Source organism: Lamprobacter sp., assembly GCF_034860625.1.
In the GTDB taxonomy this organism is placed as follows: domain Bacteria; phylum Pseudomonadota; class Gammaproteobacteria; order Chromatiales; family Chromatiaceae; genus Lamprobacter.
In genome coordinates this window covers 1-12,719 of the sequence record NZ_JAYESN010000022.1, presented here as the reverse complement: position 1 = coordinate 12,719, position 12,719 = coordinate 1, and the positions used below count along the sequence as shown (strand labels likewise).

13 protein-coding genes are annotated in these 12,719 nt (G+C 62.1%); 8 read left to right on the top strand and 5 right to left on the bottom strand.

Going from position 1 to position 12,719, the window contains the following annotated elements; genetic code table 11:
- Window positions 1–296: 296 nt before the first annotated feature.
- The 5 genes from VBE63_RS07960 (at window position 297) to soxZ (ending at window position 5,446) form a co-directional block, all read left to right on the top strand.
- Window positions 297–1,340, top strand: a complete 1,044-nt coding sequence (locus tag VBE63_RS07960; RefSeq protein WP_323682482.1) for a MoxR family ATPase — start codon at window positions 297–299, stop codon at window positions 1,338–1,340.
- Window positions 1,341–1,360: 20 nt separating this feature from the next.
- A complete protein-coding gene (locus tag VBE63_RS07955; protein WP_323682481.1) occupies window positions 1,361–2,728 on the top strand; it encodes a DUF2201 family putative metallopeptidase in 1,368 nt (455 codons plus the stop codon).
- A 73-nt stretch (window positions 2,729–2,801) separates the two neighbouring features.
- Complete coding sequence (locus tag VBE63_RS07950; RefSeq protein WP_323682480.1) at window positions 2,802–4,319, top strand: M48 family metalloprotease; 1,518 nt, start codon at window positions 2,802–2,804, stop codon at window positions 4,317–4,319.
- A 288-nt stretch (window positions 4,320–4,607) separates the two neighbouring features.
- Window positions 4,608–5,081 carry a thiosulfate oxidation carrier protein SoxY gene (gene soxY / locus VBE63_RS07945; protein WP_323682479.1) on the top strand — a complete coding sequence of 158 codons (474 nt, stop codon included), beginning with the start codon at window positions 4,608–4,610 and terminating at the stop codon, window positions 5,079–5,081.
- Window positions 5,082–5,131: 50 nt separating this feature from the next.
- Window positions 5,132–5,446: a thiosulfate oxidation carrier complex protein SoxZ gene (gene soxZ, locus VBE63_RS07940; RefSeq protein ID WP_323682478.1), complete on the top strand. Its 315-nt coding sequence runs from the start codon at window positions 5,132–5,134 to the stop codon at window positions 5,444–5,446.
- A gap of 64 nt (window positions 5,447–5,510) precedes the next feature.
- Here soxZ and VBE63_RS07935 read toward each other — a convergent pair whose 3' ends face one another.
- Window positions 5,511–6,422 carry a lysophospholipid acyltransferase family protein gene (locus VBE63_RS07935; protein WP_323682477.1) on the bottom strand — a complete coding sequence of 304 codons (912 nt, stop codon included), beginning with the start codon at window positions 6,420–6,422 and terminating at the stop codon, window positions 5,511–5,513.
- Window positions 6,423–6,682: 260 nt separating this feature from the next.
- On the opposite strand from VBE63_RS07935, the gene VBE63_RS07930 reads away from it, so the two are divergent.
- Complete coding sequence (locus VBE63_RS07930; protein ID WP_323682476.1) at window positions 6,683–7,111, top strand: rhodanese-like domain-containing protein; 429 nt, start codon at window positions 6,683–6,685, stop codon at window positions 7,109–7,111.
- A 41-nt stretch (window positions 7,112–7,152) separates the two neighbouring features.
- Here the strand turns inward: VBE63_RS07930 and iscR are convergent, their stop codons facing one another.
- The 3 genes from iscR to VBE63_RS07915 all read right to left on the bottom strand — a co-directional run bounded on the left by iscR (window position 7,153) and on the right by VBE63_RS07915 (window position 9,435).
- The gene (gene iscR / locus VBE63_RS07925; RefSeq protein WP_323682475.1) at window positions 7,153–7,698 is read right to left on the bottom strand and encodes a Fe-S cluster assembly transcriptional regulator IscR; all 546 of its coding nucleotides are present in this window, start codon (window positions 7,696–7,698) and stop codon (window positions 7,153–7,155) included.
- 61 nt (window positions 7,699–7,759) lie between these two features.
- Complete coding sequence (cysE, locus tag VBE63_RS07920) at window positions 7,760–8,536, bottom strand: serine O-acetyltransferase (RefSeq protein ID WP_323682474.1); 777 nt, start codon at window positions 8,534–8,536, stop codon at window positions 7,760–7,762.
- Window positions 8,537–8,589: 53 nt separating this feature from the next.
- Window positions 8,590–9,435 (bottom strand): RNA methyltransferase, encoded by an 846-nt coding sequence (locus VBE63_RS07915; protein ID WP_323682473.1) that lies wholly within the window; start codon window positions 9,433–9,435, stop codon window positions 8,590–8,592.
- 171 nt (window positions 9,436–9,606) lie between these two features.
- On the opposite strand from VBE63_RS07915, the gene VBE63_RS07910 reads away from it, so the two are divergent.
- Both VBE63_RS07910 and VBE63_RS07905 read left to right on the top strand, forming a co-directional pair.
- Window positions 9,607–10,416 carry an inositol monophosphatase family protein gene (locus tag VBE63_RS07910; RefSeq protein ID WP_323682519.1) on the top strand — a complete coding sequence of 270 codons (810 nt, stop codon included), beginning with the start codon at window positions 9,607–9,609 and terminating at the stop codon, window positions 10,414–10,416.
- 196 nt (window positions 10,417–10,612) lie between these two features.
- Entirely contained in the window at window positions 10,613–11,116 is a 504-nt protein-coding gene (locus VBE63_RS07905; RefSeq protein ID WP_323682472.1) for a hypothetical protein, read from the top strand.
- A gap of 1 nt (window position 11,117) precedes the next feature.
- Here VBE63_RS07905 and VBE63_RS07900 read toward each other — a convergent pair whose 3' ends face one another.
- The gene (locus tag VBE63_RS07900; RefSeq protein WP_323682518.1) at window positions 11,118–12,527 is read right to left on the bottom strand and encodes an autotransporter outer membrane beta-barrel domain-containing protein; all 1,410 of its coding nucleotides are present in this window, start codon (window positions 12,525–12,527) and stop codon (window positions 11,118–11,120) included.
- Window positions 12,528–12,719 lie beyond the last annotated feature (192 nt).

Here is a 12,719-nt window from a genome sequence, read left to right as displayed (position 1 = left end):
GACGGGAGCGCACCGGACCGGTTACCGAAGCGCCTCGCGCGCAGGGGATCTCCACAACGCGCACTCGCCCGAATCTGGCTTAACGGATAAGAATACCGCTTCTTACTAATGCATACCAGCACCAGAGGCACTCGCCCACCCTTCCCGCGACTGTCTGCAGCCCGGTGCTTGCGATTGCGCGAGAAACAACCCAACCTCTAGCGGGGACAGCGCCGCGCCAGGCCATGCAACCCAGGCCATGCAACCGCATCGGCAAGCGGCACCCAGCCCGATTGACGACAGGAGAATCCCCCGCCATGCGTCCCGCCCAGTTGCTATCCGTCCTTGAGCGCGAGCTCACCAGCGCCGCGGAGGGGCATCACACACCCGTGATGCTATGGGGGCCACCCGGGGTCGGAAAATCACAGATGATCGCGCTGGTCGCCGAGCGTCATCAGGTCCCCGTGATCGACATCCGACTCTCGCAGATGGAGCCCAGCGATCTTCGCGGCATCCCGTTTCGGGTCGACCAACATGTCGAATGGGCGATCCCCGCGCTGCTGCCCAACGCCGAGCGCCACGGCGAGGCCGGTATCCTCTTCCTTGACGAGATCACCTCGGCCCCGCCGGCGGTCTCGGCCGCCGCCTATCAGCTCATCCTCGATCGCCGACTCGGCGAGTATCAGGTGCCGACACACTGGGCGATCTTCGCTGCCGGCAACCGGCAAGGCGACCGTGGTGTGACCTATAGCATGCCGGCGCCGCTGGCCAACCGCTTTTCGCACTTCGAAGTCGACACCCACCTCGACGACTGGGTCGCTTGGGCCTATGCCAAGGCAATCGACGAACGCGTAATTGCCTTCCTGCGCTTCCGCCCCGAGCTGTTGTTCGATTTCGACCCGGCTCACAATCCGGTTGCCTTCCCCTCACCGCGCTCTTGGGAGTTCGCGCATCGGGCGCTGCAGAAGTTCCAAAATGATCCACAGCTCCTCCAAGGGACACTGCAGGCCTGTGTCGGCCCGGCAGCCGGAATCGAGCTCGCCGCCTTCGTCGCCAGCATCGATCAGATGCCCGATCTCGATGCCATCTGCCGTGGTGAGGCCGTCCCGGTGCCGAGCGAGATTGACCTACAGTACGCCATCGCCGCTGCATTGGTCGGCAAGGCGATCCGCGCGCGGGGCAGCGCCGACCAGGCGACCCTGATCGGCAACATCCTGGTCTACGCCGGCCGCTTTCCGCAGCGCGAGATGGGAGTCATGCTGGTCTCTGATCTGCATCGCGCCATCGGCAGCGACCTGTTTGAGGTCCCGGCCTTCGCCGACTGGGCGAATGCCATCGCCGATGTCATGCTCTACAACTAACGGCTCGAACCAGACCATCCATGGCTGCAGACTTTATCGGCGATCTCCAGACGCATCCTCAGGGCGAATGCCCCAGCGAGGGCGCCCCAACCCTCGACGCTCAGGATCTACAGGCAATCGAGACCAAGCTCTCGTCCGCCCGCACCCGGCTGATCCTGGACAAGCCATTCCTCGGCGCGCTAGTGCTGCGCCTACCCATGCAGGCGGCCAGCAGCGACTGGTGCCCGACCACCGCGACCGATGCCCGCGCCTTCTATTACAATCCGACCTATATCGACGCACTCACGCTCGACGAGACCCAGTTCATGTTGGCGCACGAGGCGCTGCACTGCGCGCTCTCGCACTTTGCGCGCCGACAACATCGCATCAAGCACCGCTGGGACCTGGCCTGCGACTATGCGATCAATCCCCTGCTGGTCGATGACGGACTCAAGCCGCCCCCGAACGCGCTGCTGATGCCGATGTACAAGGGCATGACCGCCGAGGAGATCTATCCACTGATCGACGACAACGACCAGTCCGAGACCCTCGACACCCACGCCTATGATGCTGACGCGGAGGGCCAGGGACAACATTCGGGCATGGACGAGCATGATCTTGAGCGCCAACAACAACAAACCCAGGCTGAGGCAGGCGCGCAGGGCCAGGGCACGCCAACGAGTGGCCAAGCATCCCAACCGGGCCGGGAGCAAGGTCGGCAAACACCTGAGACCCAGCAGGCACAGGCAGAGACCGCCCCGCCACCACTGACCCCGGACGAGCAAGAAACGCTGCAGGTACAGTGGCAGCAACGCATGGCCGGCGCTGCGCAGCAGGCGATGCAAGCCGGGCGACTGGGCGGCGAGCTCAAGCGGATGATCGACCATCTGCTGCAGCCACAGCTACCTTGGCGCATGCTCCTCGCGCGTTACATGAATGGCCTCTCGCGTCACGACTACAGCTGGTCACGACCGTCCCGCCGCGAGGGCGCGCACATCTTGCCGAGCCTACGCAGCCAGCGCGTCGACCTAGTCGTCGCCGTCGACACCTCCGGCTCGATCAAAGACGCCGAAGTCGAAGAATTCATCAATGAAATCGACGCACTCAAGGCCCAGGTGCAGGCACAGGTCACCCTGTTGCCCTGCGACAGCGCACTCTGTCCGGGCGCGCCCTTCCGTTTCGAGCCCTGGGAACGCTTCGAGCGCCCGCGCGCGCTGCAAGGTGGTGGTGGCACCAACTTCAGGCCAGTGTTCCAGTGGGTCCAGGACCAGGGAATGCGCCCGGACCTGTTGGTCTACTTCACGGACGCCCAGGGCGCCTTCCCGGAGCAGGAGCCTAACTATCCGGTGATCTGGCTGGTCAAGGGTCGAACCCCAGTGCCCTGGGGTCAACGGGTCCAGCTGAACTGATGCCTTGAGCACGGGGGCTGAATGGCTGGACTGCAGAGCGGATCGATCCAGAGTAAGAGCCCTCTAAGGCGACATGATGCATCCTGTCGAATGTAGCCCACCCAGCTTTGGCCCACCCAAGACTCGAGGCCGCCGAGGCTCGCCGATCCGAGCCGTTAGCTGGCTCGGGCTTGCGCTGTTGCTGGTCATGCTCCCTAGCCTCGGCCCTGCGGACCCCTTGGCGTTGCCGGACTTCGGCAGCTCCGCCGACAACCTGATGTCGCGCGCCGAAAAGCGCGATCTCGGACAGGAATTCATGAAATGGGTGCGCAAGGCCCTGCCAATCTCCGCTGATCCAGTCCTCACCGACTACCTTCAAACCCTGGGCCAACAGCTGGTCGCCGCAAGCGGTCATCCCGGCCATTACAGCTTCTTCCTGATCGAGAACCCCACGGTCAACGCCTTCGCTGGCCCCGACGGTCGCATTGGCGTCTTTGCCGGACTCATCCTGGCTGCACAGACCGAAGGCGAGCTCGCAGCGGTGCTAGCCCATGAGCTTGCGCATGTGAGCCAAGACCATCTGATGCGCAGCTTCGAGACGCAACGCCAGATGGCGCTTCCGGCCACGGCCCTGTTGCTCGCCGCCGCCGTGCTCGGCGCCACGGTCGACGCCAATATCGGCGCAGCCGGTCTCATGGGTATCCAGGGCGCAGCAGCGCAGCGGCAGATCAACTTCACCCGCGCCAATGAGGAAGAGGCCGATCGCATCGGCATCAACACCCTCGCCCGCGCCGGCCACAACCCCTATGCGATGCCGGGATTCTTCCAGCGTCTCGCCAAGACCACCCGCGTCTCGCAGAGCGAGGCCCCTGAGTTCCTACGCACTCATCCGGTGACCACCAGCCGCATCGCCGACGCCATGAACCGCGCGCGTCAGCACGGACTGCGCCAGCGCCCGGACAGCCTGCGCTTTCATCTTGCGCGCGCCAACCTGCGCCAGGGCAGCGAGTCCAACCCTTCACGCGCGGTGGAGCACTTTGCGAAGACGCTGGAGCAAGGGCGCTACCGCGACGAGACCGCGCAACGCTACGGTTATGCGCTGGCGTTAACAAGGGCCGGCCAACTCAAGGCGGCCCGCACTGAGCTTAGGCCGCTGCTTGAGGAGCATCCGAGTCAAACCGAGCTCCTAGTCTTGCGCGCCGAGATCGATCGTCGAGCTGGCAATGCACAGCAGGCCGTCGAGGACCTCAAAGGCCCGGTCGGGCTCGCACCTGGAAACTGGCCGCTGAATCAGGCCTATGCGGAATCGCTGATGGCGGCTTCACGACCGGCCGAAGCGCTCAGGGCACTGGAGCGCTTTGTTGCGCTGCGGCCCGGGATCGCACCCATCTATGAGCTCATGGCCGACGCAGCGGGACAATCAGGACAGCGTGCCCTGAACTATCGTTACCGTGCCGAATACCTCTACGCGAGCGATGAGCTTGAGCCGGCAATCCGGCAGCTCGAGCTCGCACTCCGCTTGGACGACATCGATTTCCATCTCGCCTCCCGCTTGCAGGTCCGCCTGAGCGAGCTGCAAGCCCTGGAGCGAGCCCGCAAGGCCCGAAACTGAGATTAAGCGCCCTCGTGAGCCATGCCCGCCGAGCACCGTAGACACATCGGGGTTTCCACAGTAGCCAGGCCACAAACGCGGTTTTCAGTGTCCGACAGATACGCTAAGCTAAGGCGATGGGGTACGCTGCGAACAGCAGCCGCCGACAGGACAGTCACAACGCCGGCCATGCAGGCTCTAGGCGCACCCATTGATGCGGAATGACGCAGTAATAAGATCGACGACTTCAAGCCCCCAAAGGCTCCAACTCGTGTTCGCCAACCCGTGTTCGATAGAGGAGATGTTTCCATGATCGACGCAAAACGTAGAACCCTACTCAAGGGCTCCCTAGGCGCCAGCGCCATCGGCGTTGCCGTGAGTGCCGGCCTGCTGACCCCCAGCACCCTGCTCGCGAACTGGCCTAAAGATGCCTTCGCTGCCACCGACACCGACGCGGCACTGAACGATCTGCTCGGCAGCGCCACCACTGAAACCAGCGATCAGGTCAAGATCAAGGCCCCGGACATCGCCGAGAACGGCGCTGTGGTCCCGGTGACGGTCGAGACCGACGTCGAAGGTGCCAAGTCGATCGCAATCATCGCGTCAGGGAACGGCACCCCACTGATTGCCTCATTCGATCTGGGTGCTGACGCTGTTCCGTTCGTCTCTACCCGCATCAAGATGGCCAAGACCGCTGATGTAGTCGCCGTTGTGCAAACCGAGGGTGGTCTACTCAGCGCCGCCAAACCGGTGAAGGTTACCATTGGCGGTTGCGGCGGCTAACGCTCAGGCGACCTGGCTTTAACCATCGGATAACGAACTGAGGTAAGACAATGGCAGGCAATATCAAGATCCGCGCCAAGAGCAGTAACGGTGTCACCACCGTGAAGGCGCTGATGAGCCACGAAATGGAAACCGGACTGCGCAAAGACAAGGCGACCGGCGAGCCCATCCCCGCGCACTTCATCCAAGAAGTCACCGCGAAATGGAAGGACCAGGTCGTGATGACCGCCTTCTGGAGCGGCGGCGTCTCGAAGAACCCCTATCTGTCGTTCAAGTTCAACGGCGGAGAGAAGGGCGAAGCGGTCGAGATCAGCTGGGTCGACAATCAGGGGCAAAGCGAGAGCGGCACTGCCGACATTAGCTGATCCCAGCCGAAAGCCAAAGCCCCGTGGAGCGACGGTCGACGGGGCTTTTTTGCGCCAGCAGCCCTCAGTCAGTGGCTGCAGTCTGACGCTGGCGGCGTGCAATTTCGATTGCAGAGACATCCCGCAATGACCCGGTGTAGAGTTTCCGCCCGCCGCTCGGACGCCGACGGAAGCGCCGATAACTCCACAGATACTGATCCGGGCAGACAGCAATACACTGCTCGATGCCGCGGTTGAGCGCAGCCGCCGCCGTCAGATCGTCCGCACTCTCGATTCCCTCCGGAGCCCTCAAGCAGTGGATGCGAAAGCCTGCCGCACGCGGAAGGCGTTCGGCAATCATGAAGATCACCGGTGCACCGCTGCGGCGCGCGAGCCGATTCACCAGCAGCATCGTGTAGGCTGGCACCCCAAATAAGGGAGCGAACAGGGCACCCTTCTCTTCCCGCGGCTCCTGATCGGGCAAGATGCCGACGTTGTCGCCGCGCTCGAGGGCGCCGAGCAAGACCCGAATGCCGCGCGCAGTGATCGGCGCCAGGGTTGCGCCAGCACGCCGTCGGGACGCCACAATCAGATCATCAAGCAGCCGCTGTGGCTTATAGAAGATCGCTGTCGGTCCCTGCGTCGAGAGGTAGAGCCCGGCCAGCTCCCAGGCGCCGATGTGGGGTGATAACACGATCAGCCCCTGTCCCGGCTTGCGTTCCAGCAGCTCAATGCCACGCACCTCGCGGATCAGCGACAAGGCCTCCGCCGGCGGACGCAGCCAAAGCAGCGCCGTCTCAAACAAGGTCTTACCCAACTCGCGCAGACTCCGATTGCGCATCCGCACCAGCTCCGCAGCTGGCCGCTCCGGTGCATAGAGGCCGATGTTGATCAATGCATTGCGCCGCTGGCGGTTCGGAATCAGCGCGATCCCCCAGCCCACCAAGGAGCCCATTCGGTGCAGCGTTGGCAACGACAGTCTGGCCAGGAAGCGCACCAAGGCCCTTGCGACGCGCTCGCGCCAACCTCCTTGGCCAGGCGGTGGTGTCGCAATCCTAGCCCTGGCCGCAGTTGCAGCCGGAGTTACGGCAGGGGGCGCAACCTTCGCAGACACGGCCAAGGAATACTTTGCTAACTGACGGGATTTCACAAGGGGTGTCCAAGACTCGACGAGACGCAAGTCGTTTATCCTAACCTGACAACCAGCGCAGGACAGCGCATTGAGATCAACAACCACCAACAGCAGGAGCCCCCATCATGGGCAAGCCTTTACCGACCCCCCTCTCTCCTGAGCAGGCACATCGACTGCTGCAAGATGATCCGCAGGCCTTGCTGGTCGATATCCGCTCGACCATGGAATTCCTGTTTGTCGGCCACCCCAGTGGGGCCGTGCATGTGCCCTGGATCGACGAGCCGGACTGGACCGTCAATCCACAGTTCCTCACCGAGATTCGCAAGCGCCTGCTCGGCGGCGCCATCTGCACCCCAGAAGAGTCCTGTGCATCCGTCGTCCTGATCTGCCGTAGCGGCAAACGCTCTCTCGAGGCCGGCAAGGCCTTGCTTGAGGCCGGGCTACCAAACGTGTTTCATGTCGATGAAGGCTTTGAGGGCGAACTCGACGAGCAGCATCACCGCTCCACCACCGGCGGCTGGCGGTTTCGCGGCTTGCCTTGGGAGCAGTGTTAAGCGAGCAAGGTCACAACCAGGCCTGTGCCGACGCCAGGAAATCAGACGTTGGCCTGATTCACCGAGTGCAGCGGATCGAGCTGCACCTTGGTGCCCTGAACGGCGCTCTGAACGGTACCCTTAACAGCCCCCTGAACCTTGGACGTATTGAAAGGCCGTTTCGCACGCCGAGCGGCCTCCGCCTCTGTGCCACGCTCGACTAGATCGTGCAGACTGATATTATTGAGGTAGCCGTAGATCCGATCGCTGAGGTCCATCCAGAGATCATGGGTCAAGCAGGGGCCGTCGCCCTTGCAGTTATGCGCACCACCACAACGCGTCGTGTCGACATTTTCATCGACAGCCGTGATCACCTCAGCGATATGGATCGAGCGCGCCTCGCGCGCCAGATTATAGCCGCCGCCTGGCCCTCGCACGCTCATCACCAGCCCGTGCTTGCGGAGCTTCGCGAAGAGCTGCTCCAGATACGACAAGGAGATGCCCTGGCGCTGAGCGATATCCGCAAGCGCAATGGGCCCTTTTCCCTGATGAATGGCTAGGTCAAGCACAGCAGTCACCGCATAGCGCCCTTTCGTTGTCAATCTCACGTCGATTTCTCCTCGCTGATATCCTCGTCAGATGACATCCTATGATAGCCGACAATGACCATCAATTATTCTCCGGCTCAGAGCTGAGCGCTGCCGGGTCAAGCACGCAGTCATCAAGGTCGTTGAGATGCTCGAAGTGCCGGGTGATCCCATGTTCTTCAAGCGCCCGTGACATCGCCTCCATGCGTCGGTCCATGATGTGGATGTGGTCAAGCATCCGATTCACCGCGTTCGCGACGGGATCGGGCGCATCGCGGGTCGCGCCATAGGCATCGAAGCCCATGCGCTTGGCGGTATCCGCACGCCGACGCGTCGCCGCATCCGCAGCATGTTCGATGACGCGCCCCGGTACACCAACCACTGTCCCCCCGGCTGGCACAGGCTTCAGCACCACCGCGTTGGAGCCGATACGCGCACCATCGCCGATCTCAATCGGACCCAACACCTTCGCGCCAGCGCCCACCACCACATCGCGACCGAGCGTGGGATGGCGCTTTCCCTTCTGCCAGCTCGTCCCCCCTAGGGTGACTCCGTGATAGAGGGTGCAGTCATCGCCAACCACCGCAGTCTCGCCAATCACCACCCCCATGCCGTGATCGATGAAGAAGCGCCGCCCTAGGTCAGCACCCGGATGGATCTCGATGCCGGTGAATAGCCGGGCCAGATTCGACAGCACCCGCGCCAGCCATTTGAAGCCCCGTTTCCAGAGCCGGTGGGACAGGCGATGCATCATCACCGCGTGCAGGCCTGGATAGGTCGTCAGCACCTCAAACGCATTACGCGCGGCCGGATCACGCTCGAACACGCAGGCGATATCTTCTCGCAGCCGCTTCAACATCAGGCCATCTCCCTTCTGAGTTCAGTGCCTTAAGTTCAGTGCCTAGGTGCCGATCAGCGACGAAACCGATCTGGCCGCTTGCGCCCCGCAGCCGCGGACAGGATGCCGCGCAGGATATTCAACTCGGTCCGATCCGGGCGGGCGCGATTGAACAGCCGGCGCAGGCGCCGGCGCAGGGTACTGGATTGCGCTGGATCGGCGAATCCAATCTGCTCCAGCGTCTGCTCCAGATGGCCATAGAAGCTCACCATCTCATCAGCCGTCGCCAGGTCGCTTCGCACGGCCTCAGCAGACAGCGGTGCCTCTTCCTCGAGTCGCGCGCGCTGCGCTCCAGAAGCCAGCATGCACCCACTTGCCTGCAAGGCCCCAGTGGCCTGCCAGTGCAGCGTCGTGCGCCGCAGCTCGTAGGCAAAAACCTGGGCCGCAGCGGCAATATTGAGCGAACTGTAATCCGGATTGGTGGCGATGCGCGTTAGCAAATGGCAATGCGACAGCTCATCGTTGGTCAGCCCCGAGCGCTCGCGTCCGAGCAACAGCGCGACCTCGCCCTCAGCCGCCTCTCGCAAAAGCTGCTCAGCACAGCCCACTGGGTCCACCTCGGGCCAGGCCAGTGAGCGCGCCCGAGCGCTCGAGCCGATCACTAGTCGACAGCCGGACAACGCCTCGGCCAGGGAGTCACAGGTGCGGGCGCGCGCTAGCAGATCATCCGCCCCTGCCGCGCGCGCCAGAGCCTCAGCATCCAGCGGCTGCTGTGGCCGCACCAACACCAGCTCTGTCAGCCCCATGGTTTTCATAGCGCGCGCGACCGCGCCGATATTCGCGCTCAGGCTGGTCTCGACCAACACGAATCGGACCCGGCTCAGCCGCAGCTCGTCGTTCACATCAGCTCTCTCGGGCACGTCAGCAGTCTCCGGGGTGAAATATCCTCTCGCCGAACAAGGATCTAGAACCGGCGGCGCCAATGGATTGAAGGGGCCGTCTGCGCATTGGCGTCCCTCACGTCAGTTCTTCAGAGTTTTCTGACCTTGTCAATCTTCTCTCTCAGGCGCGGATGCAGTATCGTGCGCACCATGGATGCCATGTTAAATATTGCTGTACGCGCCGCTCGCCAAGCCGGGCGCATCGCCGTGCGCTCGTACGAGCGCGGTGTCGAGCTCCGGGTCAACGAGAAGGGCCGCAACGACTTCGTCAGCGAGGTCGACCGTGCCTGCGAGGCCGCCATCATCGAGGAGCTGCGCGGCAAGTTCCCAGACCACGCCATCCTCGCGGAGGAGAGCGGCAGCAGCAAGGGCCGCAACGGCAGCGACGAATACCAGTGGATCATCGATCCGCTCGACGGCACCACCAATTACCTACACGGCTTCCCGCAATGGTCGATCTCGATCGGCCTCCGCTACCGTGGACTGATGGAACAGGCCGTGGTCTACGACCCGCTGCGCGAAGAACTCTTTACCGCCAGCCGTGGCAGCGGCGCCATGCTCAATGACCGCCGCATCCGGGTTAGCGATCGGCGCGGCCTCAGCGGCGCCTTGATCGGCACCGGCATCCCGTTTCGAGACCAATCGCAGCTGACCACCTACCTCAGCATGATGGCAGCCATGATCCGCGATACCGCCGGCATCCGCCGGCCCGGCTCGGCGGCACTGGATTTCGCCTATGTCGCCGCCGGCCGGCTCGATGGCTTCTGGGAGCTCGGACTCTCGCCCTGGGACTTCGCCGCCGGCGCCCTGCTCGTCGCCGAAGCCGGCGGCACGGTCACCGACCTTGCCGGCGGCGATCGCTTCTTTGAAACCTGCAACCTGGTCGCCGGCGGGCTCAAGGTGCACCGCGCTATGATCGAGCGCCTTAAGCCCTTCCGCAGCGCTGACCTCCCGGCTTGACCCCTTGGTTTCCGCCATTTTAACTGTACCGATCATGAGATCCTGTCCAATCCGCTTAATGTAATGCCTACACTGGAAAAGCAGCTAGGCTTAAAGCTGCGGCGATAGGCACTCCGGCGCAAAAAACCCAGTCTGCGACAGCGTTCAACGACACCAGCGCCATCTTGGCAGCGCATAAGCTTCCGATCTAAAGTCAATGGACCAGCGAATTTTTGAGCTCTACTGGCGTGGCGATCTGAAGATCGCGCTGACCCCCCCTGATGTCGAGGGTTCCGCGCTACAGAATCGCATTCAGGCAATCCACTTCCTCAATGAGGCCTTCGCGCTGTTTTATCGCTGCCGGCAAGGGATCGCGCAATGCAGCCATTCCACTATGCGCAAGCGCATGACACAGACGCTGGAAGCTGCGGCTAGCAACGGGCCAGGACGTCACAACTGTGATGACCTCAAGGAGGCCATCGAGCATGCACTCGCACTCAAGATGCGCAATGGCTACCAGGCCCCCTATCAATGGCGAGACTCAACGCTACAGTCCTATCAGAGCTTCGGCTTTCATCAACAGATGGCCTTCACGGCCGTTGGCGGCCGCAGACCCACGGTTTGGCAGCAAGGCGATGTGATCTCCGCCAAGGCCGCCGTGCGCTTCCTGGAGGAGATCGACCAGCATGTCAGTGAGTTGCAGGCGCGATTCGCGCGTTAGCTCAGAAGGCTAGGCGCATACCGGCACCAACGCTGTAGCCATCGATATCTTTGTAGCCGAGGACTTTTTGGTAGTAGATGAACGCCGATTGACCGCGCGCGAACTGCGCCGACAGACCCAGTTGCAGGTTGAAGTAATCGCTATCAGGGGCGTCGCCGCTGATTGAGTACTGCGTATTCGTCGGGTCTTGGATATAGCTCCCATTGACGACCTGGATGTCATCCTTGTACTCATGCACCCAGTCTAGCTGTAGCTGCGGCACGAGAACACCCCAGTCTTGACTAAGTGCATAAGAAAGCTGTCCGCCGAGGCTTGAGGTGAATGACTCATAATCTTGACTGGAGATGCGCGATGCCCAGCCGCTACCAACCTCGGTTGGGCGTGACATGCGCTCGCTATAGCTGTCGACGTCTGCGCTAATGTACTCAAGCCCAAGGCGCGGCCCAAAGGTCAGTGCGCCGCGACTGAAGTCGTAACCGGCGTTGAGCGCGAGGTTCCATTGATGACCGTCGAATTTCGCAGAGGCTGTCTGGTCGACATCCGCAGTCCCAGGAATGAGGTAGCGGATATTGCGCTTTTGATCGTAGTCGCTCCAGCCATAGCTGATGATGCCATCGACGAAGAGGCTTTCGCCTTGATACCAGGTACCATAAAGACTGAGGCTGTAGCTATCGGTATCGAGGCTGCCTCCTGCGGCGTCGATGTCGGTATTCGTCTGTCCCCAGCCAAAGGCGCCGCCGAGAATGAGCGATTCGCTGAGACGATAATCGATGCCGGCGGTCAAACCGCCTGAATCTGACTCAAAGCCTTCCTCGTTCTGCGTCCGGTCTTTATCGATGCGTCCTAGCGATCCGTTGATAAAGATACCGAGCCGGCCTGAGGCGAGCAGTCCCCCGGCATCAGCACTTGCTGCGCCCCCTTGTGCATTGCCAAGCCCCCCCAGCGCGCGCTGCAACTGCTCACCGCTGAGTGGCTGGCCATCGACGGTCATGGTTAAACCGCCTAGACTCAGACCAAGGGCACCACTGCGTAGTGCGGCAAGCCGAGTATTGAGATTCTGCCCCTGTACTGAGACGCTTTGCAGCGCCGAATTAGTTGGTACAGCGGTCTGGTCTGCGGTGATCTGCGAGATGGCCGCTGCGGCGTCAACGGTATCGCCACCGAGGGCAGCGCCGACGACCGCATTACAGTCACGCTGCAGATCACTACCTGCGACGCCTTTAGGGCACACAGTGGCAATCGTAACGACCGTCGAATATTGGTTTGGATTGGTGATGAACTTGTTAAAGGTCTCCTCAATCTCCCTAGTAATCTCCTCGGGCGTTGGCGTTGGCGTTGGCGTTGGCGTTGGCGTTGGCGTTGGCGTGTTATAGCTTTCTGCTATGACCTGAGTCCAGCCTGGAAAAGCCACAGGTAGCAAGCAAGCACCGCCAACTGTTGCTGCGACTACTCCCCGTAAGATACTTCGATGTTGCGGTTTCATGATGAGCCCTCCAAATTAAAGGTAGCTAAGCAAAATTAACCCCTGCAATCGACCAATCAGCAAGGGATTCATGTTCGACCAACCAGCCCTTTTAAGGTGACGAAATTCACCTGACTGCAA

Coding starts and splice junctions, on each gene's coding strand:
- cysE (WP_323682474.1), bottom strand. CDS start 8,536: ATGTTGAAGCGGCTGCGAGAAGATATCGCCTGCGTGTTCGAGCGTGAT.
- VBE63_RS07905 (WP_323682472.1), top strand. CDS start 10,613: ATGGACCAGCGAATTTTTGAGCTCTACTGGCGTGGCGATCTGAAGATC.
- VBE63_RS07955 (WP_323682481.1), top strand. CDS start 1,361: ATGGCTGCAGACTTTATCGGCGATCTCCAGACGCATCCTCAGGGCGAA.
- VBE63_RS07960 (WP_323682482.1), top strand. CDS start 297: ATGCGTCCCGCCCAGTTGCTATCCGTCCTTGAGCGCGAGCTCACCAGC.
- soxZ (WP_323682478.1), top strand. CDS start 5,132: ATGGCAGGCAATATCAAGATCCGCGCCAAGAGCAGTAACGGTGTCACC.
- VBE63_RS07910 (WP_323682519.1), top strand. CDS start 9,607: ATGGATGCCATGTTAAATATTGCTGTACGCGCCGCTCGCCAAGCCGGG.
- soxY (WP_323682479.1), top strand. CDS start 4,608: ATGATCGACGCAAAACGTAGAACCCTACTCAAGGGCTCCCTAGGCGCC.
- VBE63_RS07950 (WP_323682480.1), top strand. CDS start 2,802: ATGATGCATCCTGTCGAATGTAGCCCACCCAGCTTTGGCCCACCCAAG.
- VBE63_RS07930 (WP_323682476.1), top strand. CDS start 6,683: ATGGGCAAGCCTTTACCGACCCCCCTCTCTCCTGAGCAGGCACATCGA.